Raw genomic sequence first — 24,256 nt, 5'->3', positions numbered from 1 at the left:
ACATGTTGGTCTACGGGATGTAGCGCAGCTTGGTAGCGCGCCTGCTTTGGGAGCAGGATGTCGCAGGTTCAAATCCTGTCATCCCGATTTTGAGTATAGTGGCTTGCCTTAGGCAGATAGTAGGACTGTCACAGGGAGCCATAAAACATACTGTTGGTTTGTAGTATTTATAGTCAGTGATATTGACGCTTATCCGCCCGCTTCTTGCTGTTGTGCCACGACGAAACATTCTATGAAACACCTCTTATCCTCCCTTCTACGGCCTCTTCCCCTAATGACCCTGGTTAGCGGCAGCTTGCTGGGGGGTAGTCTGGCGATGCCTCTGCCCGCCACCGCTCTGGGTGAAGAGGCCATTGTCGACAAACTGGAGCAGGTGCCGGTCTTTGTAATTTTGAACTCTGATGGTCAGCCCCTCACCGCTGCGGCCGAGGTCGACGATCAGGAGGTTAAGGTGCCCGTCGTCTTCATTGATGGCGAGGCTGCTGAAGAGTTTTTGACTCGCGCTCAAGAAGAAGATCCTAGCGCTGAGGTCGCCCTAGTGGATCTCGGCACCCTCTACCAGGAGACAGTCCTTGGTGATGAAGAAAAGGTGCCGCTGCTGTATCTTCCCATTGGCGATGAGTTAGATACCGCGATCGCGCTCCAGTCAAATTTTCAAGGAGTGCCGTTATTCATAGCTCGCCAGGGTGCAGATGGTCCTTACCTCACCATCAATCAGGATGGGCAGGCATCGCTACCGATGTTTTTCTCGCGCGACGATCTGCAAACGCTGCTCGATCGCTACAGTGAGTCTAACGCCGAAGCCGCTGACGATATCGTGGTACAAGTGCTTTCGCTTGAGTGGTTACTAGCTACCATGACCAGCAACAGCGACCCTGAACTCGACGCTCAGCTTCAACAGGTGCGGCTCTTTCCCTCTACCGAAGTGCTTAACTACATTCGGGCTCAAGAGTCAGCACCTGCTGCTGGAGAATAAGGCTCTTAACCGCGTTGGAGAGACCCAACGGCGAATAGGGATTAGCAAACCGAAAATAGCCGATGGCTTCGACTCTGCTCAGCCATCGGCTATTTTTGTCTTGGGGCCGCTATGGCTGCACAGACGATTGGAATCAGACCTTAGCCCAGCAGCGCCGTGGCTCTGGCCACAAAATCATCGGCGGTAAGGCCGTTAAGCGCCATAATCTGGCCAGCGCTAGCGGTGGTCTCGCCTCGTTTCCAGCAGAAGGTGTCGCGGGGAGCGGTACTGCGCAGCATGATGGGTTCGAGCATAGCGCTCGCCCCCCCTGTCACCCCAATCAACACGTCGCCGCCAAAGAGCCGCTCGAACCCAGCGTCGTTTAAGAAACTGCTGTCGGGTTCAGAGCACATATCCCAAGCAACGTCGGTAGGGCGGTAGAGCTGACGGGGGTTGACCACTGACACAATGCGGCTGCCAATGCCCTTAGCCGCCAACTGTTCGGCGGCCTCAAAGACAGGTAGCAGAGTCATATCGCCAATCACGGCAAACACAACGGTTCTATCGCCAGCGATGCTGGTCAAGGCTACCGCTCCCTCGGCTAGGGCGCGGCGGGTCTGTTCAAAGGTGGTGCGAATGGGCAGCGGCGACTTGCTGGCCGTGATCGTGATGCCTTTGTTGCGGGTAGCCAGCGCCCAGTCGTAACACACCTGAATGCTGTTGGCATCGGTGGGAAAGAGCGCGTACACGTTGCCGTTGCGCAGCATGCCCGCGAAGTAATTCTCAACCTCGGGGCGTTGGTGAGTCCAGCCGTTGCGGCCCTGTTCTAAAGCCCCAGCGGTAAACAGGGCGATCGTGGACGGGGTAGGGCGGCGCAGCTCGGCCATCGCCTGGGTGACAGTCTGCCAGATTGGCAGGCCATTAATGGCAAAGGATTCGTAGGAGCACCAGAGGGTGCGAGCGCCAAACAGAGCCTGGGCAGCAGCGAGTCCGGCACAGGCGTCTTCGCTGAGGGGTTCGTACACCTGACCCTGGGGCTGCTGAAAATAGGTGGCGTCAGTGGTGGGGTGAATGATTTTGAGCGCCTGGTTGATGTTGTTGATGCCGGAGGCGGCGTTGCCGTCAGCGTTGGTGACTACAAACTGCGCATCTTGCTGACCCACATAGCCCACTAGGGCACCCATTGCGGTGGTGGCCACCTGCTTGTCGCCCTCGACGGGGAATTCGTTCAAGGGCAGAGTACCCAGATCGGCCAAAGGCAGTACTGATTCTGTGACCGCTGTTTTAGCGCCGGGGCCGCCCATGGAGCGCTCGTAGTTGGTGCGCACCAAGGCCCAGGCGTCGGGGTGCAGGGCGCGGGCGGTGAGGGCGCTGACGATGTAGTCGCGCTGAAGGGAGTCGCCGGGGTAGAGGTTGTGGGATTGGGCACCGCGCTTGTGGACACCGGCCCCCTTGAGCTGTTTGACGATCAGTACGGTGAGGGTGCCGCCCAGGGCCAGCTTGGCCGCCTTGTCGGTGGCTTCGAGCACGGCCTGGGTAAAAGCAAACCGCTGGGGAAAGGAGAAGGCGGTGCTATCTACATAATCGCCAGGCTGATCGGCGTCGTCGAAGTCTTTGGCATCGACTAGCACCACCTCCTGAAAGCCGTTGCCGCGCCAGTAGTTGACCATGGCTTGGTTAGACTTGGTGGAGACCATGCTGTGGTGTTCCTGGCTGTAGCCATTCCACACCAGGATGGGCAGGAAGTTGGTGACGGTGGGATAGGCGGTGTTGAAGTGGCCAAAGCTGCTCATGATGTAGGGTTCGCCCAGCCCCCCATCGCCGATGGTGACGGGGAACAGTACGCCTGGGTGCAGCTTGGCTCCGACCATGGCGAAGTGCTGGCCTTGACCCAGCGGGCCGGCGGGGTTGAGCAGGCCGGGAATTTGGCCAGACAGGTGGCCTAGCAAACCGTGGGTTTCGCGGAAGCGATCGCACAGCTGCTGCACGGTCTTAATGCCCATATCCTCCAGCGATCGATCCAAAAACACATTGCTGTAGAAGCCGGGAGCGTGGTGGCCGACCTCGGTAATGATGTTTTTGTGGCCTAACATGACCAGGGACGCGATCGCCTCAGCAATGCTCGCAAACCCACCGGGGTGGCCTGACTCTTTGCTGGCAGTGACTTGCAAAGTGAGGTAGCGCAGCGCATCAGCTGCCAGCAGGGTTTGGTAAACGGCCTCTGGGTCACTGGGAGAAGACACGGCAGTTTGCTCTGGGGCGATCGCCGCAGACTGACCGTGGGCCGCAAACTCGGGAGGCAGCTCCCCAAAGTGCTGAATGCCTTCGCAAAAAGCTGGAATTGATTGCGTGGTGGCCACCGTCATACCTTAAACCCTCTAGCTAGCGTAAAAAGAATCATGGCTCCCCAGACTTGCTTGCACGCCCAGTTAATTGAGCGACGTCTGCCCAGCAGGCGTAATTGTATACAGTTGGCACAGTTGGCAAGGAGCTGTTCAACCATCCTACACAGCGATGGGGCACCGAGGCGGTGGACACCATTACGATTCTGGAAGGCTGGGATTGGGGTAAGCCAACATTTAGATTGTTGGGGCTTAGAAGGGTGCGCCAGGGATTGTGGCCGATCGCAACAGGACGGGTAGCCAGCTGAGGGCTAACCCTAGCAGCGCCAGAGCTGAAAGCCAAACAAAGGCCACTCTATCTCTATAGCCAGCGATTAAATTATCGACTCGGGCCAGCAGCGACACAGCAATGAGCATGACGAAGTAGGCAAACCGTTGAAACTGGCTGACGGCAGCCACCGCCAGCGAGGCAATTGTGAGCGCCATAACGAAATAGCCCAGGTCAGACTGAAAGCCCAGCAGCAGGAGCTGCCGTAGTTTGGGCCAGCCTAGGGTAATTGCCCAGGCACCCCAAATCGCCAGCAGAGCGCTTAAGACCCAGCCCACAAGCACCGTATTGCCGTCGTGCAAAAAACCGCCGTAGGTCGCGTAAGCCATAACCAAGAGCGTCCACGAAAGCCAGTGGCTCTGGAGTACGGTAGACAAGGAGCGGTCGGGTTTCATTGCGATCGCCTCGCGGGGGGCAGCTACAGATTGGTGGAAATGGCCTGCACGGGGCAGGTGGGCACGCACTGCTCACAGACAATGCAGCGCGATCGCGCAAAGGTTAGCCGATAGGTCTCTGGGTCGAGGGTAAGGGCGCGGGTGGGGCAGACCCCGGTACACAGACCGCAGTGGACGCAGAGGTCTTCGTCCACGACAATTTCGCCGCTGGCGCTTGACACCTCAATGCCCTGCACCTCTAACCAATCGACGGCGTCGTTGAGTTGGTCAATATCGCCCGACAACTCAACCACCAGGGTGCCAACCTGGTTAGGGGCGACCTGGGCGCGAATAATGTTGGCGGCAATATTGAAGTCTTTGGCCAGTCGGTAGGTAATCGGCATGTGCACCGACCGCTTAGGGAAAATTAGCTTGACCCGTTTTTTCATGGCCGCCTCTACACCCCGATTCTTTTACACTAAATACTAGCGGGCTGCTTCTATCCTAACCGGAGAGCCAGCGTGTCCCACCTTCATCGAATGCTGAGCTTGCCGTCGTCCTATGCCAGACAACTCCCCTAGCCCTACGGAACTTCCTTCGAGCCGTGCCCGCAATCTGGTGGTCGCGATCGCAGCCATTGGGCTGGCGATCGCAATGGTTTTGGGCATTCGCACCCAGTCGACCATGCCCTCGCTGAGCGAACTGGCCACCAGCGCCGTGCCCTATGAGGTGGCTCAAACCAACGGCAAGCCCACGCTGCTGGAGTTTTACGCCAACTGGTGCACCAGCTGCCAGGCGATGGCAGGCGACATGGCCGAGTTGCGGGATGGGTACGGCGATCGCGTCAATTTTGTCATGCTCAACATCGACAACAACAAGTGGCTGCCCGAAATGCTGGCCTACCGCGTTGAGGGCATTCCCCACTTTGTCTACATGGGAGCTGACGCCCACCCGATTGCCACCGCCGTTGGCGAACAGCCCCGGCAGATTCTCAGCGACAACCTAGATGCACTGATCGCCCAGGCTCCCTTGCCCCATCGACAAACCTTCGGCCGAGCTTCAGAGGTAGAGGGCGATTTTCTGTCGCGGCAGAGCGCCGTCAATGACGACCCTCGTGCCCACGGCAGTATAATGGTGAATTGACGAGAAAAGCTATTGCCACCCTACACCCCAGGGTTGCAGGGGGTGATGTGCCTTATCCAACATTCCAGTTTCCCTGCACACCGTTGCTGTTGTGGCGCAATACTTTGGTGCAACAGCGCAATACTTTGGTGCAACAGCTTACGCTGTCGCTGTCATTGCGCCGTGCTTTCCTGTATCAATGCAATCCTTTGCTGTCATAGAGCAATTTGCCGTAGTCACCCTTCCCAGGTTTAGGTGCTCAATGCACAACGTCGTTGTCATTGGCAAATTTTAATGATTTACGTCCTACACCCCTACCAACGTCCCACCGGTCTGCCCTGCCAAATCGGGAAACACCTCTCGCACCGCAGGATGGACGATCTGCCCCGCCGACACATTCAGTCCCCCGGCCAACCCGCTGTCGGTAGCCAGCGCATCCAGCCCGTTGCGCGCCAGTTTGAGCACGTAGGGCAGGGTGGCATTGTTGAGGGCCTGGGTGGCCGTCCAGGGCACGGCACCGGGCATGTTAGGCACGCCAAAGTGCACCACCCCCTGCTCGACATAGGTGGGCTGGCTATGGGAGGTGGGGCGCAGGGTTTCAATGCAGCCACCCTGGTCCACAGCGACATCAATAATGACTGAGCCAGGGCGCATGGTGGCCACCAGTTCCTTCGAGACTAGGGTGGGGGCCTTGCGTCCGGGCACCAGCACTGCCCCAATCAGCAGATCGGCCTGGGGCACAGAGGTGGCAATTTGGGCGGGGCCGCTGTAGAGCAGCTCAACGCGGGAACCAAACAGGGTTTCAAGATAGGCCAGGCGATCGACATTGAGATCGATAATCTGCACCCTGGCCCCCAGTCCGATGGCCATTTTGGCAGACTCGGTACCGACTACGCCGCCGCCCAAAATCACTACGGTGCCGGGGGCCACACCGGGCATGCCCCCCAGCAACACCCCCCGCCCACCCTGCTGGCGCTCTAGATAGCGGGCACCAAACTGTACTGAGAGCCGTCCGGCAATCACGCTCATGGGGGTGAGCAGGGGCAGCCTGCCGTCGGCGGCGGTGACGGTTTCGTAGGCGATCGCCTCAATGCCGCTCTGCATCAGCGCTGCGGTGAGCGATCGCTCGGCGGCCAGATGCAGATAGGTAAATAAGATCAGGTCACGGCGAAAAAAGCCGTACTCCGAAGGCTGGGGCTCTTTGACCTTCACCACCATGTCCTGGCTCCAGGCGGTGGCGGCATCGGCCACCAGCGTAGCCCCGGCAGCGTGATAGTCGCTGTCCTCAAAGCCCGACCCGGCCCCAGCCCCGGTTTGCACCACCACTGAGTGCCCCTGCTGAGCGAGGCTCTGTACTGCCGCCGGGGTCAACCCCACGCGAAATTCCTGGTCTTTGATTTCCTTGGGTAACCCGATGCGCATAGTGTCGCTGTCAGTAGGTGGAAGGGTACTTCCATCCTAGCTAAACCCCCAGGTGAGGCCATCCTCTAGTAGGCCGAAGAATTCCCTTGCTCTGCGCTCCCGAGTTGGGGCAAATAAAGCGTGAAGCAGCTGCCCTGGCCAGCTTCAGACGTGAGGGAAATAACCCCGTTGTGGAGCTTCGCAATCCGCTGGGACAGGTGCAGGCCCAAACCATGGCCCGCCCGCGCATGGTTGCCCTGGCGGAACCACTCAAAAACCCTAGTTTGCTCGGTAACGGGAATGCCAATGCCAGTATCGGCCACAGATAGCGACACCCAGGGGCGATCGCGCGGGTAGCCGGTCGCCTCAACCTCGGGCGGCAGGTGCGGCTCAGTGCCCACCGTAACGGAGACATGGCCAACATCGGTAAACTTAATAGCGTTGCCGATCAGGTTGGTGATCACCCGACGCAGCTCTAGATGGTCACCCTCTACGGTAAAAGCATCGTCGCTTAATAGAGCATTCCCCCGAGTGAACCCGTCTGAGGTGGCAGCACCGTTGAGGGCAGCAGCAGAAACAACCGTGCGCGGGGTCTCTACCCGGTCAGCTCGACAGAGCCTAGCCGTGATCGACTTCTCAGCAGCAATTGGGGCCAGCTCAGTCACTACGGTTTCAGCCAGGTTAAGAAGATTGACGGGCGACATGGTCAGCGCCTTATGCCCTGCCTCATGGCGGTAGACCTCAAGCAGCGTGTTGACCATGCTGAGCAGGTGGCGGTTGCTGTCGACAATGGTGGCGATCGCCTCTTTACCATCGTTGGGCATGGGGCCAAAGGCATCGTCCTGACACAGCTTGAGCATGCGGTTGGCGGCCACCAGAGGCGTGCGCAGGTCGTGGGTGAGGCGGGCCACAAAGTCGTCCCGCTGGCGAATCATGTCGGCCTGAGCATCCATACTGCGCTTGAGCCGAAGTAGCGATCGCACCCTAGCCCGCAGCTCATTGACATCCATTGGCTTGCGGATAAAGTCGTCGGCCCCAGCGTCTAGCCCCTGCACTAGACTCGACTGATCGTGGGCCGTAATCAGCAAAATGGGAATGTAGGGCAGACTCGCATCACTGCGAATCTTTTGAGTTACCGCATAGCCATCCATGCCCGGCATCATGACATCGAGCAAAATTAGATCCGGAGGGGGTGACCGATGGACCACATCCAAAGCTGCCGGACCGCTCTCTACACAGGTCATGCGGTACTCAGGATCATCCAGAATCGATTCGACTAGGAACAAATTGTCGGGAGCGTCGTCTACAGCCAGAATGGCAAAGGAATCATCGGGGAAATCCGGAGGCATTACGGGTTCAACACTCTTGGCGGGGCACTTATTATAAGGTTGCTGCTAAGGTTGCTGCGGCGTTTTGGAAAGCTTCACCAGGACAGTAACAATACCAAATACTCTGTTCTTCAAATTGCCACAATATTATGCCAGCAGCCTCTATCCGAGGGTATAAGCTCTTTGCCGTAGCCGCTATCCAAGCGATGACCTAAGCCAGGGTAAACAGCTCTAGCTCCTAAGCCCGACCCCGGATGGAGTGTATCCCCACAGACTGCAAAGGCCAGGAACCGGCCCGCTCGCTCACCAGCACCCATGTCCCAAGGTTTTCGTTAAGGCTTCGAGCGAGCACAGAAGCGATGTCCCTGATGAGGCGAAGGGGGGCGATCGCCCCCACAGTTGGCCCCAGCGCCAGCAGCAACACCATTGCCACAAAGACTGCCCACCGTCGCTGGCCTATAGCACCTATTCCTATAAATACCCTAGGGGAAGACCATCGGGGTATGCCGTCTTCAGGGATTCTATCGCGCGCTGGGTGATAGGCCCCATGATGCCGTCGATCGCACCGCTGTAAACCCCCACCCGCTTGAGGTAGGCCTGAAGGGCTTTGGTACCGTGCTGCAAATCGTTCCACAATGTATCGACCCAGGTTTGCCCCAGGATGCGCTGGAGCCGGTGCTGCTGCTGTCGCAGCACATCGGCGGGCATGAGGTTGAGGTGTTCGCCCACCCAGCCATCGGCCTCGTCGAGCCAAAAGCTGAGCAGCGGGTCATCGACGGCCTGGTCTAAAATAGCGCTCAAGCAAGCCTCGTCAGCGGCAGACAGCCGAGGCTGAAGGGCCAGAGTGCAGTAGTCAACCAGCGTCTGACGGTGCTGCTCTAGCCCCCGCCTGAGCGCGTCAATCGGGGCATCTCGGGCGGTGAGTAGATCGACTACGGCAGAGCCGGGAGCGCCTGCCATAGAAAGATCGTCTAGGGGTGCCGTCGCGTGTTCCGTGTTCATGACTCCTCGCGTGCCTCCGGAGGGAAAGCAAAATAGACAACCGAGATTGGCTAGCCGCCCGCTGCTGTGGTGCCGCTGCGATCGCAAAGCAGAGCACCACAGGCTTACGTCAGCCAGCTGCCAAGCAGTCAAAACCCAGGCAAAGCCCCAAACTAAACCCGGTTTAGCCGAGGCCGACGGGGTTTGGAGATTGCCGCACTAGTGTATTAGTGACCTCAGGCCGTCGCTTGTGACAGGCCAAGCCAGACTTTTTTGCCAGAATTCTTTAGAAGTTTTTGAGCGCTAGTTTCCGCAATTTGAAATGTCACAGTGGAGCTATTTATATCACTTAGCAAGTGAGTGATGCCGCATCTAAGGCCCTAGGGAATATGAGCCAACCTGACGACACCAGTGGTTTTAATGAGTTCCGCACACCCGCCGATGCTCCAGCCCAAGATGTGTTCGATCAAGCGCTGAGTGAGATTCTCAGCAAAGACAACGCCCACGCTCACACCCTGCTCAGCGCCATTCAAAGAACCCTCAAGCAGTACCATCTAGAGGCCCAGTTCGAAGCCTACGAAATTCTTCACGAGGCCTATTTGCGGGGCAAAAAGAAGCTCCAGACTGGAGAAGTAATTCGCAATCCCTACGCCTGGCTCAAGGCCACGGCCGTCCACGTTATCTACGAACGTCAGCGCCAACACCGCACCAGCGCCACCGACCCCCAAGTGATGGAGGCGATCCTGCCTGACTATCGCCTCAACCTGATGCAGCAGCAGATGCTGCTTGAAGAGCTAGACCTGCTCTACCAAGCGCTGCACCTGCTCCACCAAGAAGACCCCACAGCCACCTGTCTGCTCTATCTACGCACCGTGCGCGGCTGGTCGTGGGATCAAATTAGTCAGTGGCTGGCCGCCGAAGGTCAGCCGCTGGCCAGTGAAGTCGCCCTGCGCCAGCGCGCTTCTCGGGCCAAGCGCCGCCTGCAAAACATCGTATGGCGACGCATTGATCAGGGCGCTTCACCCGCTGGGCCACTGTCCTGCCGGTAGGCGATGTTTGCTGAGAAAAAGCTGGCTAGGCTGCCCCCAGGACGGCATGATAGGGGATAGCCCTAGCACCGAAAAGGAAGCCCATGGATCAGTTCTTGGCACGGCTGCGCGAATCCAAACTGCTGCGGTGGGGCATTGTTGCCGCTTTGCTGGTGGGCACGGCGGTGCCACTGCTAATTTTCTTACCCCGACGCAACCAGGCTAGCCCGCCCCCTAACCCCAAGGCCCACCAGGAGATCGTTACCGAGGTGATCACCTCAAGCAATCGCGCCAGCTTAATTGGCTCCTCTCCCACCAAGGGCAACCCCAACGCGCCGATCGTACTGTTCAAGTTCTCTGACTTTCAGTGCCCCTACTGTGTCGTGGCGGCGGGCAACATGAATGAATTTGTGGGCCAGCACGAGGACGAAATTCTCTACGTTTATAAGCATTTTCCCCTGACCCAAATTCACCCTGAGGCGATGCCATCGGCGAAGGCGGCCTGGGCGGCGGGGCAGCAGGGGCAGTTTTGGCTTTACCACGACGGCTTGTTTGTCAATCAAAATCGTCTGGGCGAAGACCTGTATGTTGAGCTGGCTGAGGCCATGCAGCTCAATGTGGAGCAGTTCAACCGCGATCGCACCAGTGCCGAGGCTGAAGCCGCCATTGAGCAAGACTTGGCCCTGGCTGAGCAGCTTCAGCTCCGGGGCACTCCTTCTTTTATCATGAATGACCTGCTGATTCCGGGCGGTGCCCCCCTTCAGCTGTTTGAGCAGATCTTTGACCAGATCAACGCGGCCATTCAAAGCCAAAATCGTCCCTAGCGGCCTGCCAAGTCGCCCTCAACTTCAGTGAGCTGAACCTCGGACAGCTTGCCCAGGAGCGTTTCGGCTACCGCCGACGTGACTGGGGCATTAAATAGGTAACCCTGGCCCAGTTGGCAGCCGAGCGTTCTAAGCTGCTGGAGCTGTTCTTGGGTTTCGATGCCTTCAGCAATGGTGGTTAGGCCCATCTGCTGAGACAGGTTAATAATGGTTCTTGCCATGCTGAGGTTGCGATGGCTCTCAGACAGGTTGCTAACAAACGACCGATCGATTTTGAGATTGTTGACTGAGAGCCGGTGCAGATAGCTGAGGGAAGAAAACCCGGTACCAAAGTCGTCAATGCTGATCTGGATAGCTAGCTGGTTGAGCTGCTGGAGCCGCTGGTTGATGACTTCAATATCTTCCATAAACATGCTCTCGGTGATTTCGAGGGCGAGGCAGTGGCCCGGCAACCCGGTTTCAGTCAAAACCTGCTCCACTTGTTCCACCAGGTTGGCCTCTTTGAGTTGCACCACCGAGAGGTTGACGCTCATTTTGAGCGCCGCTGATTCAGGGAACTGCCCCTGCCAGGTGGCCAACTGCTGACAGGCGGTCTTTAACACCCAGGTGCCGAGGGGCACGATGAGCCCGGTATCTTCGGCAATGGGGATAAAATCGGCGGGAGAGATCATGCCTTGGATCGGATGTTGCCAGCGTACCAGGGCCTCAAAGCCCACCAGACCGCCGGTGGTCAAGTCGACGATGGGCTGGTAGCGCAGGGTCAACTCCTGCTGGGCAATCGCCAGGCGCAGGGCATTTTCCAGTTCTAGGCGCTGCAACGCCTTTTGATGCATGGTTTGGTTGAAAATCGTATAGCCTAATCGGCCCGTTTGCTTAGCTGAGTACATGGCAATCTCGGCATCGCGCAGCATATCTATGCCCTCGCTATAGCTGCGATCGCCCAGCACAATGCCAACACTGGCTCCGATGACGACCTCTTGACTAGCCAGAGAGATCGCCGTTTGAAAACTGCCTAACACTCGCTCGGCGGTGCGCACCGCCGTCGCCAGATTGTCGATGTCTTCGATCAACAGCACAAATTCGTCGCCGCCTAGGCGGGCTGCCAGATCAACACCGCCAATGGCAGCCTGAAGCCGCTTGGCAATCAGCTGGAGCAGGCGATCGCCCACCGGATGCCCCAGGCTATCGTTGATCACCTTGAAGCGATCGAGATCAATTAGTAGCACTGCAAACTGCGCGTTATCATGCTGATGAATCCGCTTGATTGCTAGATTCAACCGCTCAAGCAGCAGGCTGCGATTGGGCAATCCGGTCAGGCAGTCATGGGTGGCGTCGTGCTCCATCTGCTGAAGCATTCGCACCTGGTCGGTAACGTCTCGAGAGCTGGTTTGCAGGTAGGTGGGCACACCCTCGTCCGAGTAAATCACCTTAATGAGCGTTTCGAGCCAGATGTAGCGTCTGTTTTTGCAGCGCACCCGATAAGTGATTGAGCTAGAGGCTGGATCCTGAAGTGCCTGCTGAAACTGAGGCCGAATCAGGGGGCGATCTTCTGGGTGGCACTGGCGGTAGGGATCGCTGCCCACTAGTTCTTCGGGCTCAAAACCGAGGAGCGCGGTGCAAGAAGGGCTCAGGTAGAGAAACTTACCCGACAGGTCGTGCAGACAGACCAAATCTTTAACATTCTCGGCTAGCAGGCGAAAGCGGGCCTCACTCTGTTGCAAGGCCGCTTTCGCCTGCTGACGCTCTAGCTCAGCGACAGCCCGGTTGGCAAAAATTTGCAGAATGGTGGCGTAGTCAATGCGATCGCGCAGGGGTCGCTTGCTCATCACGCAGAGCAAACCCAGCACATCGCCCCCGGCAGTGGTCATCGTTACCCCGACGTAGCCCTTCAGCTCCATACGCTGCAAAAAGGAGTTGGTGGGAAATGACTCGGCAACCTGGTCGACGCAGCGATGAAAACCCTGGTTTAGCACGAGGGCGCAGGGCAGCTCCGTAGCCGCGATCGCGATATTGGGCTGTAGCTCTCCCTCGCACCAAAAGGCCAGGGTACGGATCTCATCGGTTTGACGCTCTGCCACATAGACGCATTCGGCATCTAAGGCTGATGCCAAATGCCTTACCAGCTGTTGAAAAAACGCCTTCCCGGTAACCGCTGCTGTGCCCGCCATTAGCTGTTGCAGGGCGTCGGCAGCCTGCTTAATCTCAGTAATATCTCGCTCAATGACAACGTAGCGGTAAATCTCACCCTGCTCGTCTCGAATCGGAAACGAGCGGTTCCAAATCCAGCGGGTGTGGCCGTCGGCACCCACGAATCGATATTCGTCATTAAAAAAGGCTTTGCCCTGGAGTTCGTCCGCAAACTTCTCAGCAACCCAAGCGCGATCGTCAGGATGGACATACTGGAGCCAGGCCCCAGGGAAAGAGTTATCGGCTACGACATCTTGGTAGAGATTTGCGAACCGGTGATTGGAGTAAATCAGCTTGCCAGTGCTAACCTCTCGCAGCAGCAGCGAGTCTTCGATGCCATCGACAATCTGCCGCAGTTGTTCGTGGCTGCGTTTCAGCGATCGCCCCATGAGCCTTTTGGCTTGTAGCTGCTGCTTGAGCTGCGAATTACTCGTGCGCAACGCCGTTTCTTGAGCAAATAAGTTGGCGATCAGTTGGGTAAATGCCTCCGTTAACCGAGAGACCTCATTGTGACCATTGACCCGAGGCAGCGGCACATCGCGATTGCCGTCGCGAATTTGATCGGCGGCGGCAGCAATTTGCAGCAGGGGCTTGGTGATACGGTAGGCCGCGAGCCAACCCACAACCACAAACGCACTGCCGAGGCCAAGCCCGCCCAGCAAAATTTGCCAAAACAGGGCGCGGGCCGGGCTAAACGCTGTAGACACCGGCTCGTGCACTAAAATCGTCCAGCCCAGACCGGGGTAGCTGCTATGCCCCTGGCTGCTAACAAACCCTACCAAATAGCGCTGACCATCGGGCCAGCGCTCTACGGTAAACCCCTTTGATTGGCTCTGAGCCAGGCGCAGGCTGTCTAGGTTGAGCTGCTGCCCCTGCCAAGCCTCAGGGCCAAGAATGACCTTGCCCATAGCATCAACAATAAAAACAGCCTGGTCGTTGGCAGTAGGCTCCTGCATTAGCGATGCAGCTACCTCTTCCACCCATTCCCAGGTGATGTGAGCCCCTAAAACGCCATGGAGTTCTCCGTCCTCACTATAGACAGGCGCGGCCACATCCAGCAGGCGCAGAGGGGTTCCATCGGCCTTGGGGGGCAAAAGTTGACTCAGCAACTTGGCATCATGCACATCTCCCACAAAGGGTTCATCCTTGGCCGCAACAAACCAGTCGCGCTCGGCCACGCTCACCCCCTCTAGCAAGTCCTGAGTGCTAACTTGCACGACACCTTGGGCATCGGCAAAGCCAATCCAGGTATAGTCGGGGTAAGTGCTCTGGAGACGTTCGAGCAAGGTCTGCCGCACAACCGTGGGCTGTGCCAGCTTTCCCACCAGCTTGAACTCGGCGATAATTTGAATCTCCCGGTAGCGCTCAAACAGGCTGCGATCTAATTCTTCTGTCAGTTGGTCAGCCATCAGGGCCAATCTATCGCCCATATCGCGCTCGATCTGATCTCCCGCCTGCTTACCAGCCATGCCGCCTAAAACAGCCGACAACAAAAGCGTGATGCTGCTAAAGGCAACGCCCAAGCGTATACCTAGGCTGGTATTGACCCAGGATGGGAAAAATCGCTGCATAAACTAAAAGGTGAGGGAGCTAAGAAACCTAAAAGGGCCATACAGCTTAACCTTTGCTGCCCAGAAGGCAGGAGGTCAAGGCAACTGGAGTTGATAGGTGGGTAAAACTATTGCCAAACGAGCAGAGCACAACGAGTGAGTTTAACCATGCTGTGCCAGTAAGGTTGCCCCAGGAAAAACAGTGAAATGAAGTGTCTAGTGCACCCTCGGTTTTGGAGGTTTTAGTTGTCTAGAGACATCTACTGCGTAGCCGAGATCCTAGAGAATACCTACGTGCATACTTAAAATTAACTGTGGAATGCTGGTTTCTGAAGATTTAATCCGTATTTTTAGTTAGTCAAAAATGCAACACTGTATCTTTTGAGTGTGCCCACTTCATATTTTTTTTATACAGTGATGAAACTCAAGAAGCTTGAGGCCAATGTAAAGGTAACACGCCTAAATCTTTGCCTTTGAGCAGACTGTCTCGTCCCTGCTTCAAAGTAGGGCAATTGATGATTAATTCGATTAAATCCATATAGATTTGTCTATGCAAAGCTGTGCGGGCAGGTAGTCAATTTGACCAAAGACCTGATTGCCCAAAACTATGCCAGTCGATTAAATCTATATAGATCTGTCTATATAAAGCTGTGCGGGCAGCCAGCTAAATTGACCAGCACCCCAATGGCCCAAAGAATATGCCAGTTGAGTGTGCCAGTTTGGCTGTCTGCCTGCCGTATTGCCTCATTTGGAACGGGTAGGTCAAAGGCTGGGTTGCTCATTTTTGCTTGTCCTAAAGCTGCAAATGCTTGTGGATACAAGGGTTCTGGCCCACTGGTGCTGTCTCCTCGGCTATAAGCCAGTGTCACCCACTACACAAAGTGTCATGGCCTCTCTAAGAGGTGCCTAGGCCTCAGCGCTACAACAGTGTCATGGCGAAAGCGAAGACAACTGCTTCTCCGCCGGCCCTATCCCAACCTAATGGCATTGCTCAAACCGTTTTGGGTGGGCTTTTCAACACAAGACAGTCAACAACACACAGTTTGCATTTGGAGAATGACTATGAAAACCCGTTCTATCGCTGCGATCGCCTTGGGTCTTACTGCTGCTTCTATGGCTGCCCTACCGATGGCCGCTAACGCCCAAAACGCCAGCACTGACCTCAACTACGTCGGCGCAGGTGTCGGCATCAGTGACGACATCGGCCTCTCTATCAACAGCAAGTTTACCGTAGCCGACAACATCTCGGTGCGCCCCGGCGTCATCACCGACCTCGACTTTAATGGCGACGATGGTGAAACCGTCTTCCTGCTGCCCGTGACCTACGACTTCAACGCCATTACCGACAACGGTCGTATACTGCCCTACGTTGGCGCTGGCCTGTCGGTCTCTACCGAAGGCTCTACCCAAGTCGGTCCTATGCTCACTGGTGGGGTTGACTACCGCATCACCGAGCGCATCGTAGCCAATGGTGGTGTCAACGTCTCGTTCTATGACAACACCAAAGTCAATGGCTCTGTTGGTCTAGGCTACGCATTCTAGGTTTCTAGACCTTCTGCTCTAAAACAGTAAACTAGCAAAAAAGAGATTGGTGGAAGTTCCACCAATCTCTTTTCTTTTGATTGAGTTACAGCGCTGAGTTGCGAATGTTGCCAGGTTTGCTTAGAGCCTAGGGGTTATTGCCAGGCGGACTCTACCCATAATTCAATCCCCAGAATCCCCAAACTTACTGGCCAGACTGAGACGAATCTACGATGTAATCAGCTGCTGGGTTATTAGCCAGCGGAGCCAACCTGCCTTGGTGAACTAGAGCCTGATGAATAAACGCTGCAATTTCGGCACGAGTAGCAGGCCGACCAGGGTTGAGTAGTTGGCGGTCGGGATAGTTAACAACCAAGCCTGCCTGGGTTGCAGTTGCGATTGGATCTACCGCATAGATCGGAATTTTTTGGGCATCGGCATAGTAGTTACTCACGACTTCTGAAGGCAAGGCCTCAAACTCAGCATTGTCTTCTGCTGCGCGATCGGTGCGATTTGGGTCTTCAGCTGCATTTGCCGGAGCCGACGAATTAGAAGCGGCGGCAGTGTTGGCAGAATCTGGAGTTTGAGCAGGGCGATTGGCCGCAGGAGGAACGCTTCTAGCTCTAACGGGAGCCACAAGGGGCTGCATTAGAGTCGTTATCGCCATTGGCATGAGGAATGTGTTTCTGCGGGCTCGCCGGGTGGCAGGGGAGGATTGGTTTGCTGCTGTTGAGTTGGCGGCGGCTTGATTGTTGGTAGCTGCTTGATTGGTCGCAGATTGCTCTGAAGCGGTTGAATTATTGGCTGTGGGGGTCGCGGAACCTGAAGCATTGAGGGTGGGGGGAGCTTCCAGGTTGAGGTTTTGAGATAGGGAGACTAGGGCTTCGGTTCTTGAAATTTCTCGATCGGGTGCAAAAAGGCCACCAGGGTAGCCAGACATAAATCCGGATTCGTGAGCTTCTTCAATTGCATCTTTGGCCCAATGATCTGCCGGAACATCGTTATAAACGCTGCCATCGGCAATTGGATCTTCTTGGACCTGATTAAAGCTTTGGCTGAGGATGGCAGCAAACTCGTCACGCCGCACTGGCTGATCGGGTCTAAACGTTCCATCTGGATAGCCTTTGAGCAGATTTTGAGCGGTCAGACTTTGAATAAAAGGCTGTGCCCAATGCCCTTCAGTATCTGTTAAATAGCCTGATTGTCCGCTAGTCTGCTCGGGAGATGCGATCGCTGACGTGGGTTGCAGCGTTAGTAAAGGGACAAACGTCCCGATTGAGAGTCCTAGGACTGCAACGGTTGCACCTGCAACGGACCAACGAGAGCGATTCAGCATTTGTCTTTTCCCTAGGATGTAGCAGATTTCTTGGTATTCAGGCTATGAAATCCCTAGGCTGAACTTGTCTATCTTTCGGACGATACACCAGGCATAAGTTGAGTAGGCTAATACTCTGAGAATCTAAAGAGCCCGTCTCTATCGGAATTCTCAAGCCTGGCTTGCTAGCGGGTAATTATATTGCTCCAGTGCCATCACTGCCGCATTTGGCTTAGAAACCGCTTCGACAAATGGATGCATGGCGCTCTCGCCGTCGCAGATACAGTCAAAGATCCAGCTTACAAAGAAGTGACTGTATGCCATTTCCCAGATGTGTTTCAGCCTTAGGTCGCCAAACAAACGACGAACCTCTGGCTCAAAGTTTTCTGGCTGAACCTGCGCTGTGGGTTTACTCATAACTGTACCGAGCATGGAACCATAAGTGGATCCTAGAAGTAGGCAAAAGCATTGTAACGCCGTCAAGGATTCAATGCCTCTTAGAAGCGTAAGCGCACCGATAGTTTAATTTGGAAGCATAAGCGTACCGAGAATTTAGAAGGACTCCTCTTTATCCAAATTCTCAATCTTGGCTTGATAGTGAGTAATTGTACTGAGTCAATGCCATCGCTGCCCCATTCAGTTTAGAAACCGCTTTGACAGGTTTGATGCATAGCTCTGGTAACACTCGGCAAGGATACGGTCGCTGTGGTCACCTCAGGACAAAGCCCACTCTGCAAGCCGTTTACGTTTTGGGTGGCATAAGAGCACCTATCGCTACAATCTCTTGCTGGCCATGTCACAAGAGCTAAGCAGCGTGGACGTTACCAGCGATGAGACACTTGCCTCCAACACTCTCTGGCAACGTTGAGAGAAGTTTAGAATCAAGGAATTCTCTCTAAATTTGAGATCAATTTTTCAACCTCCAAGCTCTTGGTAGCACATGCCCCTGGCACTAAAGCGGCTTGACTTAGTTGCCGTTATTGCCATCGTTGATCGCACTCTGGAGAATACATTTATAGTCTTTCAGACTTAGCCATTGCCGTTAGAGATACCTAAAAGATGTATCAGGCAATCAGATCATGCCAGACATGGCAAGCTGCATATTAATTCGAATTCCTATTAATTTTAATCTCCTACTTACACAAACTTAGGCGAGAAAAAGTCATTTTCTGAAAACTTTCAAAATTTTTTGATTAGTTAAAAATGGCTTCTCAAGTCGAAGTTACACAATCGTGCATGTACGATTGTGTAACTTAATGATCTTGCCCAAAAAAGCTGTTCATATAACTTAAAAAGGATTGACAGGCTGATTTTAATCAGCTAATCTCCCCAGATATCTAGGGAGGAAATATGTTGTCCCAATTGGAATTTAACTCTTGGTGCAGAAGACTTAATTTTTCAGATGCGACAAAAAAAAGAAATAGGTAAAATTAGAGAGTCCCAACCAGCTCGAAAAGTTGGAGGTGGCTACAAAAATGTGTGCGGACAATACCCAAGTCGCAAGATGGGTGTTTCAATCCAGTTCGAGTCTCACAAAAATGAATTGCCGGTAATTTATAAATTAGAATACGATGACAGTGTTTTGGAGTATTACGATCAGCCAAATCAGATCAAGTTCTTCTCCGAAACGAGTCAAGGCAAGAAAGGAGCTTACTTCGGAACCCCAGATTTTTTTGTAATTTGGAGGGACTCTGCAGGTTGGATTGAATGCAAGACTGAAAAAGATTTAGAGAAACTCCAATTAAAAAACCCAAAACGTTATTTCTTCGGAGATGACCAGAAGTGGCATTTTGCGCCAGGTGAAGAATACGCGGCAAAAATGGGGCTTCATTTTTGTGTTTGGTCAGACTCGGAAATCAATTGGGTTCTTTACAGAAATCTTATTTTTCTTGATGACTATTCTTCCGAGAGTGAGATCCATAGAGAAGAGGAAAAAGAGCTTCTAATATCATTGATTTTCGAAAATCCTGGTATGAGCCTGAATGAACTTTTCGGTCATAAAAACAATTTCCTTAAGGATTTAATTTATTCTTTAATCGCCCGAAAAGAAATATATATCGACCTTAGCGTTGCACCATTAGTAAACCCTGAAAAATGCCTTCTTTTTTCCAGCAAGGAAGTATCAATAGCTTATAGAATAAGCATTGATTCAATGAGCAGCTTACAAGCAAACCAGATCTCTCAGGTAAAGCTTCAGCCTGGAGAAAAATTAATCTATGAGAATAAAGAGCTAACCATTCGTTTTGTTGGTTTTGAGAATATAGTTCTTCAGGATGAAAATCAAAAACTCCTCGAACACAAAATCTCAGAAGTAGAGTTGTTGATTACTCAAGGAAAGATTAAGGTATTAAAACATCAATTGGAAATATCAAGCAAGAATGAGATTTTTGAGCGCTTGCTTGAAGCAAGTAAGGATGACTTAGCAATAGCTATTATGCGCTTCAATTACATTCAAGGAAATATTGAAGGGGGATACTCGTTAGAGACAATAAGAAAATGGAAGAGGGATTTTAAACTGGCCCAAAAAGAATATGGAGTGGGGTTAATCGGCCTTCTTCCCAAAAACCATAAAAAAGGAAATAGAACAAGAAAAATATCCGAAGAACAAATAGTTTTAATGACTCAAATTATTGATCAGGAGCATGAGAACTTTAAACAGCAAACAATTAAGTCAACCTATAGTCAGTTCGTTCATGCCTGTGAAGAGAAAGGAATATTTATTAATAATATTCTAAGCTATAAGACATTCGCCAAGGAAGTCAAAAAAAGACCTATTTATGAAAAAGAAAAGAAAAGAAGGGGGCATAAAGCCGCATACAAATACCAAGAATTTCAATATGAATTATATCTTAATGTGCCCAGCCATGGAGATAGACCTCTTGAAATTGGTCACATAGACCACACAGAATTAGATATAGAACTTAGATGCTCTACCACAGGGAAAAAACTAGGTAGACCATGGCTCACAATTTTGATTGACGCTAATACACGAAGGATTCTGTCTCTTTACATAACTTTCGATCCACCATCATACCGCTCCTGCATGATGGTAATTAGAATTTGTGTTCAAAGACACGGACGTTTACCTCAAATAATCGTCACTGATAATGGAGCTGAATTTCATAGTATTTATTATGAAACTCTCCTGATTTATCTGGGTTCTACAATAAAGTACAGGCCACCGTCAAAATCACGATTTGGCGCAGTATGCGAACGTTTATTTGGCACTTGCTCTAAGCAACTAATCTATAACTTGTCTGGAAATACTCAGATCACGAAAGATGTTAGAGTAACTACGAAATTTAATAATCCCAAAGAATTGTCGACATGGAATTTAGGCGATTTGTATACCTACTTAAGTATCTGGGCATACGAAATTTACGAGCAGAATACTCATAGTGCTCTCGGAACAACTCCTCAAGAAGCATGGCAAAACGGCATAGCAAAATTTGGCTCTAGAAATCACAAACTTATCGTATATGACCAAAATCTAAAAATTCTCACTATGCCTGGGCCCAGAAAAGGCACTGCAAAAGCCCGAGCAGGTAAAGGTATTCGGATTCAAAATATTTACTATTGGGCTAATGATTTTCGGGATCCTGAACTAGAAGGAGCAGATGTTGACGTTCGGTATGATCCGTTCGACAGAGGCATAGCTTATACATTTTTGAAAGGCCGATGGGTTGAATGTAAAAGTGCTTATTACAGCATTTTTAAAGGGAGGTCAGAGAAAGAAATAGAAATGGTTTCCGCCGAGTATCGCAAGAGAAATGAAAGAAGTAATAATGAATTGAAGCTTAATGCTTCAGTAATGGGCAATTTTTTGAAAGAGATTGAAGCCGAAGAAACTTTTCAAAAGCAGCGGCTCAAAGATTTAGAGGCCCAGAAAATCTTAGAATACTTAGAGAATCCTAATGGCTCACTTGAAGCTGAAAAAAGTGATGAAGCTTCAGAGGGAAAAATATTAGATGTGTACAACAAGGATGAAAGAGAAGAAGTTCGTAACGATGACAGCTCTTTAATATTTCAACCAATGGAGCTTATTTAAGCATGAGCCGACTATTTCCTCAGGACTTGTTGAAAGCCGACAAGGTTGAAAGAAGTCAGTATTTTCAAGGCGTCATAGTGAATCATGGAAAGTTGTCAGAAGTCATCCAGAAGGTTTACAAATTAATAATTAATCCAAGCTCTCAATCTTCAATCATCACTGTAATCGGACCTACCGGAGTCGGAAAGTCTACTTTAATACCAAGAATTGAAAAACTACTGATTGAAAGATCTCTTGAAGATAAGAATTTCCATTCAGGAAGGATACCTGTTGTTTCATTGGAAGCAGCCTCACCGTCTTCAGGGAATTTTGATTGGAAAGATTATTACTATCGTGCTCTTGTAGCAATGGAAGAGCCACTAATTGACTATAAGATTGACTATTCAACTCAAGAAGTTTACAGAGATGCAAATGGGAAAATAAAAGTTCGGTCTACTGCATCAACAAACAAACTACGACATGCTCAAGAAAATGCTTTACAGCATCGTCAGCCTTATGCGGTTATTTTAGATGAGGCCCAGCATATTCAGAAGATGTCTAGCGGCAGACGGCTGCAAGATAATATGGACTGTTTAAAGTCCATTGCAAATATCACTAAAATCCCTCATGTTTTAATAGGAACCTATGAACTTTTAATGATGCGCAATTTAAGTGGGCAGTTAAGTAGAAGAAATCAAGAAGTTCATTTCCCACGATATAAGGTAAATTCCGAAAGCGATAAAGAAAAGTTTCGTACAGTTCTCCAATCTTTAGCTTTTTATTATATGCCTATGACTGAAGAAAATAATTTGGATTCTGAGTGGGAATATTGTTATGAGAGATCATTGGGATGCGTTGGCATATTGAAGGACTGGCTTACTAGAGCATTGAATGCTGCTTTGGATGAAGGGAGCGAGAAAATCACAAAGCATCACCTAGAAGATACAGCTTTAACAGTTGCTCAATGTCAGAAAATTATTACTGAAATTATTGAAGGTGAGCAGTTGCTAGAGGAGTCTGCATCAGAAATTAACAGGCTTAGAGCACTTTTAGAATTAAATAAAGAAACCGCTAAAAAATCTAGAAAAAATCCTGCTTCTAATAAGAAAGGTAGGAGAATAGGAACTCCAGATCCAGTTCGTAGAAAGAGCCATTTCGATGAATGAAAGCTACTCTATTAATAGCGCTGGTATTAATCAAAGCCAGCACGTTAGCAGGCTTTATTCAATACAACCTATCGGTTGTGGTCTTCTACATGTCGAAAGTTTGATTAGCTACGTTTCAAGACTAGCCACAGCACACTGTGTTCCTACAGGCCTCTTGGTGATAAAGGAAATTGCTCCTTTGATTAACCCTAAATATGGCTTTTCTGGGGAGTCCTGCGGAGGGGTTTTGAACAGAATATTCGCGAATGAAACTAGTGCACTTAATGGATTTGGTAATTGGGCATTTGGAACAGTCAATGCGGTTGAGAAGCTTACTTGCAGAACAGATATATCTCAACTTACTTTGCTTAATTGGAAGAAAGTCATATTTAACCGGAAACTTTTGAAGCAGCAAAGAGCCTGGTGTTCTTTTTGTTTTAAAGAATCGCTTGATAATTCTCAATCTTTGTATGAACCCCTTAGTTGGAGTTTAGAAGTACTCAAATTATGTCCTGCTCACAAAACTCCTCTTTCTAACATTTGTCCTCATTGCGAAAAAGGAAATAGACCTCTTTCGTGGTACAGCAAGCCGGGATTCTGTTCAAAATGCCGAGGATGGCTAGGTATCGATGCTTACACATATAAAGTACCTAACCTAAAATTTAAAGCAGGTGAAGATGACGAGCAGCTTCACTGCATTAAATGCGTGAATGATTTACTTTGCATGCCACCAGATAGTTTTTCTGTCAAAACTAAGGTTTCCATCGCAAGCCATTTAGATCATTTTTTGGAGAGCCTATCGAGAGGCAAAGATTCGCATCTAGCTCAATTATTAGGGACTAGCGTCACTCAAGTAAGGAAGTGGCGTAAAGGTCAAATCACTCCAACTTTAGCCTCATTGATAAATATCTGTTACAAGCTTCAAATTGACTTTCCCACCTTATTTGAACCTATTTGTGGTGAGATCATTGGTAAAATTTACGAGTCAGAAAAAAAGCATAAAGAGTCAAGTGAAAAATCAGTGTCTTACAGGCCAATCAAAAAAGCTACGCAAAAGCAGAAATTGGTCACATCAATCTTAGAAACAGCCCTTCTTGAGAATCCACCGCCATCAGTCGATGATATTGCAGCCAGATTGAAGTACCGTAATAGCTCACCTCTTTATGTCTTTGCTCCTGAAATCTGCAAAAGAGTAACACAAAGGCACAAGATCTTTTTGAAGGAACAGCAAGGCAAATTTAAGGAACAGCAAGGCAAATTTATTCGAGAAGTTTTGGAAAGATTTTTGGGTGAATATCCTCCAAAATCTTTAGAGAATATTGCTAGTGAATTAGGAGTAAAGCCGCGTACGTTGAGATCTTATGAAAGAAGTCTGTGCAAACAGATATCTAACAATTATTCTCGGTTTAGAACACAAAAGAAAGATGAGAAAGTGGAAGTTCTTTTCGAGGAGATGAAGCAGATCGCTCAATCTCTCTACGGCAAAGGTATCATACCTACCCCAAGCCGCATATCACCTCACATGAGCAGTCCTGGGTCGATTTTGCGATTGGAATCCCGAAAAAAGCTAGAGCAGTTTCTTCAAGAGAATGAGTGGTTTTGAGGTGTTGCTATAATGTCTCGACCCATGTCCGAATTCAAGTGTAAGTTTAGGTTTAGGCATAGTGGTGATGGGTATACCACCGAGGTCTGTTAGTAGGCTCTACCATGTTCTCGGCACTGGTCTGTTAGACGGTGATGGGTAAAATGGTTGCAGTGCAACTACTCCAGAGCCATGGATTGTCCTCACTGCCAGAGCCTCCAGGTTGTAAAGAATGGGCGGGAATTG

17 protein-coding genes and 1 tRNA gene are annotated in these 24,256 nt (G+C 51.5%); 9 read left to right on the top strand and 9 right to left on the bottom strand.

Annotation, left to right across the window (positions count from 1 at the left end; all coding sequences use genetic code 11):
* The first annotated feature begins 13 nt into the window (after positions 1 to 13).
* Together H6F57_RS13175 and H6F57_RS13170 are read left to right on the top strand one after the other, a co-directional pair.
* Positions 14 to 87: transfer RNA gene (locus H6F57_RS13175), tRNA-Pro, on the top strand.
* Between the two features lie 145 nt (positions 88 to 232).
* A complete protein-coding gene (locus H6F57_RS13170; protein ID WP_277873644.1) occupies positions 233 to 976 on the top strand; it encodes a Tic22 family protein in 744 nt (247 codons plus the stop codon).
* Positions 977 to 1,116: 140 nt separating this feature from the next.
* Here H6F57_RS13170 and H6F57_RS13165 read toward each other — a convergent pair whose 3' ends face one another.
* From H6F57_RS13165 to H6F57_RS13155, 3 genes are all read right to left on the bottom strand, one after another.
* Positions 1,117 to 3,321 (bottom strand): phosphoketolase, encoded by a 2,205-nt coding sequence (locus H6F57_RS13165; protein ID WP_190625036.1) that lies wholly within the window; start codon positions 3,319 to 3,321, stop codon positions 1,117 to 1,119.
* A 228-nt stretch (positions 3,322 to 3,549) separates the two neighbouring features.
* Complete coding sequence (locus H6F57_RS13160; protein ID WP_190625037.1) at positions 3,550 to 4,020, bottom strand: hypothetical protein; 471 nt, start codon at positions 4,018 to 4,020, stop codon at positions 3,550 to 3,552.
* A 23-nt stretch (positions 4,021 to 4,043) separates the two neighbouring features.
* Positions 4,044 to 4,448 (bottom strand): NIL domain-containing protein, encoded by a 405-nt coding sequence (locus tag H6F57_RS13155; protein ID WP_190625038.1) that lies wholly within the window; start codon positions 4,446 to 4,448, stop codon positions 4,044 to 4,046.
* A 112-nt stretch (positions 4,449 to 4,560) separates the two neighbouring features.
* Between H6F57_RS13155 and H6F57_RS13150 the strand changes: the two genes are divergently transcribed.
* On the top strand, positions 4,561 to 5,142 hold the full coding sequence (locus H6F57_RS13150) for a thioredoxin family protein (protein WP_190625039.1): 582 nt from the start codon (positions 4,561 to 4,563) through the stop codon (positions 5,140 to 5,142).
* Positions 5,143 to 5,427: 285 nt separating this feature from the next.
* On the opposite strand, the gene ald is transcribed toward H6F57_RS13150, so the two are convergent.
* From ald to H6F57_RS13135, 3 genes are all read right to left on the bottom strand, one after another.
* Positions 5,428 to 6,543, bottom strand: coding sequence for an alanine dehydrogenase (gene ald, locus H6F57_RS13145; RefSeq protein WP_190625040.1), 1,116 nt, complete (start codon positions 6,541 to 6,543; stop codon positions 5,428 to 5,430).
* Between the two features lie 65 nt (positions 6,544 to 6,608).
* A complete protein-coding gene (locus H6F57_RS13140) occupies positions 6,609 to 7,871 on the bottom strand; it encodes a hybrid sensor histidine kinase/response regulator (protein WP_190625041.1) in 1,263 nt (420 codons plus the stop codon).
* Between the two features lie 450 nt (positions 7,872 to 8,321).
* A complete protein-coding gene (locus H6F57_RS13135; protein WP_190625042.1) occupies positions 8,322 to 8,852 on the bottom strand; it encodes a peptidoglycan-binding domain-containing protein in 531 nt (176 codons plus the stop codon).
* 368 nt (positions 8,853 to 9,220) lie between these two features.
* Here H6F57_RS13135 and H6F57_RS13130 point away from each other — a divergent pair, with 368 nt between their 5' ends.
* Entirely contained in the window at positions 9,221 to 9,880 is a 660-nt protein-coding gene (locus H6F57_RS13130) for a sigma-70 family RNA polymerase sigma factor (RefSeq protein ID WP_190795010.1), read from the top strand.
* An 83-nt stretch (positions 9,881 to 9,963) separates the two neighbouring features.
* Positions 9,964 to 10,683, top strand: a complete 720-nt coding sequence (locus H6F57_RS13125; RefSeq protein ID WP_190625044.1) for a thioredoxin domain-containing protein — start codon at positions 9,964 to 9,966, stop codon at positions 10,681 to 10,683.
* Here H6F57_RS13125 and H6F57_RS13120 read toward each other — a convergent pair.
* On the bottom strand, positions 10,680 to 14,441 hold the full coding sequence (locus H6F57_RS13120) for an EAL domain-containing protein (RefSeq protein WP_190625045.1): 3,762 nt from the start codon (positions 14,439 to 14,441) through the stop codon (positions 10,680 to 10,682). The two genes, H6F57_RS13125 and H6F57_RS13120, sit on opposite strands and share 4 nt — an antisense overlap.
* Positions 14,442 to 15,482: 1,041 nt before the next feature.
* On the opposite strand from H6F57_RS13120, the gene H6F57_RS13115 reads away from it, so the two are divergent.
* Positions 15,483 to 15,962: a hypothetical protein gene (locus tag H6F57_RS13115; RefSeq protein WP_199289501.1), complete on the top strand. Its 480-nt coding sequence runs from the start codon at positions 15,483 to 15,485 to the stop codon at positions 15,960 to 15,962.
* A 184-nt stretch (positions 15,963 to 16,146) separates the two neighbouring features.
* Here the strand turns inward: H6F57_RS13115 and H6F57_RS13110 are convergent, their stop codons facing one another.
* Together H6F57_RS13110 and H6F57_RS13105 are read right to left on the bottom strand one after the other, a co-directional pair.
* On the bottom strand, positions 16,147 to 17,277 hold the full coding sequence (locus tag H6F57_RS13110) for an S-layer homology domain-containing protein (protein WP_190625047.1): 1,131 nt from the start codon (positions 17,275 to 17,277) through the stop codon (positions 16,147 to 16,149).
* Between the two features lie 150 nt (positions 17,278 to 17,427).
* Positions 17,428 to 17,673: a hypothetical protein gene (locus H6F57_RS13105; RefSeq protein WP_190625048.1), complete on the bottom strand. Its 246-nt coding sequence runs from the start codon at positions 17,671 to 17,673 to the stop codon at positions 17,428 to 17,430.
* 985 nt (positions 17,674 to 18,658) lie between these two features.
* On the opposite strand from H6F57_RS13105, the gene H6F57_RS13100 reads away from it, so the two are divergent.
* The 3 genes from H6F57_RS13100 to H6F57_RS13090 are packed head-to-tail and all read left to right on the top strand — an operon-like array spanning position 18,659 to position 24,031.
* A complete protein-coding gene (locus H6F57_RS13100) occupies positions 18,659 to 21,304 on the top strand; it encodes a TnsA endonuclease N-terminal domain-containing protein (protein WP_190625049.1) in 2,646 nt (881 codons plus the stop codon).
* A 2-nt stretch (positions 21,305 to 21,306) separates the two neighbouring features.
* The gene (locus H6F57_RS13095; RefSeq protein WP_190625050.1) at positions 21,307 to 22,449 is read left to right on the top strand and encodes an ATP-binding protein; all 1,143 of its coding nucleotides are present in this window, start codon (positions 21,307 to 21,309) and stop codon (positions 22,447 to 22,449) included.
* Positions 22,442 to 24,031 (top strand): TniQ family protein, encoded by a 1,590-nt coding sequence (locus H6F57_RS13090; protein ID WP_190625051.1) that lies wholly within the window; start codon positions 22,442 to 22,444, stop codon positions 24,029 to 24,031. The genes H6F57_RS13095 and H6F57_RS13090 overlap by 8 nt, the downstream gene beginning before the upstream one ends.
* Positions 24,032 to 24,256: the final 225 nt, after the last annotated feature.

It is taken from the genome of Leptolyngbya sp. FACHB-60 (assembly GCF_014695775.1).
GTDB lineage: Bacteria > Cyanobacteriota > Cyanobacteriia > Phormidesmidales > Phormidesmidaceae > Nodosilinea.
Note: the sequence above shows the minus strand (reverse complement) of the source record. Positions and strands in the feature narration are given on the sequence as shown.

What these genes read in the sequence shown, in the direction of transcription:
- H6F57_RS13170 (WP_277873644.1), top strand. Translation starts at nt 233, where the DNA reads ATGAAACACCTCTTATCCTCCCTTCTACGGCCTCTTCCCCTAATGACC.
- H6F57_RS13165 (WP_190625036.1), bottom strand. Translation starts at nt 3,321, where the DNA reads ATGACGGTGGCCACCACGCAATCAATTCCAGCTTTTTGCGAAGGCATT.
- H6F57_RS13160 (WP_190625037.1), bottom strand. Translation starts at nt 4,020, where the DNA reads ATGAAACCCGACCGCTCCTTGTCTACCGTACTCCAGAGCCACTGGCTT.
- H6F57_RS13155 (WP_190625038.1), bottom strand. Translation starts at nt 4,448, where the DNA reads ATGAAAAAACGGGTCAAGCTAATTTTCCCTAAGCGGTCGGTGCACATG.
- H6F57_RS13150 (WP_190625039.1), top strand. Translation starts at nt 4,561, where the DNA reads ATGCCAGACAACTCCCCTAGCCCTACGGAACTTCCTTCGAGCCGTGCC.
- ald (WP_190625040.1), bottom strand. Translation starts at nt 6,543, where the DNA reads ATGCGCATCGGGTTACCCAAGGAAATCAAAGACCAGGAATTTCGCGTG.
- H6F57_RS13140 (WP_190625041.1), bottom strand. Translation starts at nt 7,871, where the DNA reads ATGCCTCCGGATTTCCCCGATGATTCCTTTGCCATTCTGGCTGTAGAC.
- H6F57_RS13135 (WP_190625042.1), bottom strand. Translation starts at nt 8,852, where the DNA reads ATGAACACGGAACACGCGACGGCACCCCTAGACGATCTTTCTATGGCA.
- H6F57_RS13130 (WP_190795010.1), top strand. Translation starts at nt 9,221, where the DNA reads ATGAGCCAACCTGACGACACCAGTGGTTTTAATGAGTTCCGCACACCC.
- H6F57_RS13125 (WP_190625044.1), top strand. Translation starts at nt 9,964, where the DNA reads ATGGATCAGTTCTTGGCACGGCTGCGCGAATCCAAACTGCTGCGGTGG.
- H6F57_RS13120 (WP_190625045.1), bottom strand. Translation starts at nt 14,441, where the DNA reads ATGCAGCGATTTTTCCCATCCTGGGTCAATACCAGCCTAGGTATACGC.
- H6F57_RS13115 (WP_199289501.1), top strand. Translation starts at nt 15,483, where the DNA reads ATGAAAACCCGTTCTATCGCTGCGATCGCCTTGGGTCTTACTGCTGCT.
- H6F57_RS13110 (WP_190625047.1), bottom strand. Translation starts at nt 17,277, where the DNA reads ATGCTGAATCGCTCTCGTTGGTCCGTTGCAGGTGCAACCGTTGCAGTC.
- H6F57_RS13105 (WP_190625048.1), bottom strand. Translation starts at nt 17,673, where the DNA reads ATGAGTAAACCCACAGCGCAGGTTCAGCCAGAAAACTTTGAGCCAGAG.
- H6F57_RS13100 (WP_190625049.1), top strand. Translation starts at nt 18,659, where the DNA reads ATGCGACAAAAAAAAGAAATAGGTAAAATTAGAGAGTCCCAACCAGCT.
- H6F57_RS13095 (WP_190625050.1), top strand. Translation starts at nt 21,307, where the DNA reads ATGAGCCGACTATTTCCTCAGGACTTGTTGAAAGCCGACAAGGTTGAA.
- H6F57_RS13090 (WP_190625051.1), top strand. Translation starts at nt 22,442, where the DNA reads ATGAATGAAAGCTACTCTATTAATAGCGCTGGTATTAATCAAAGCCAG.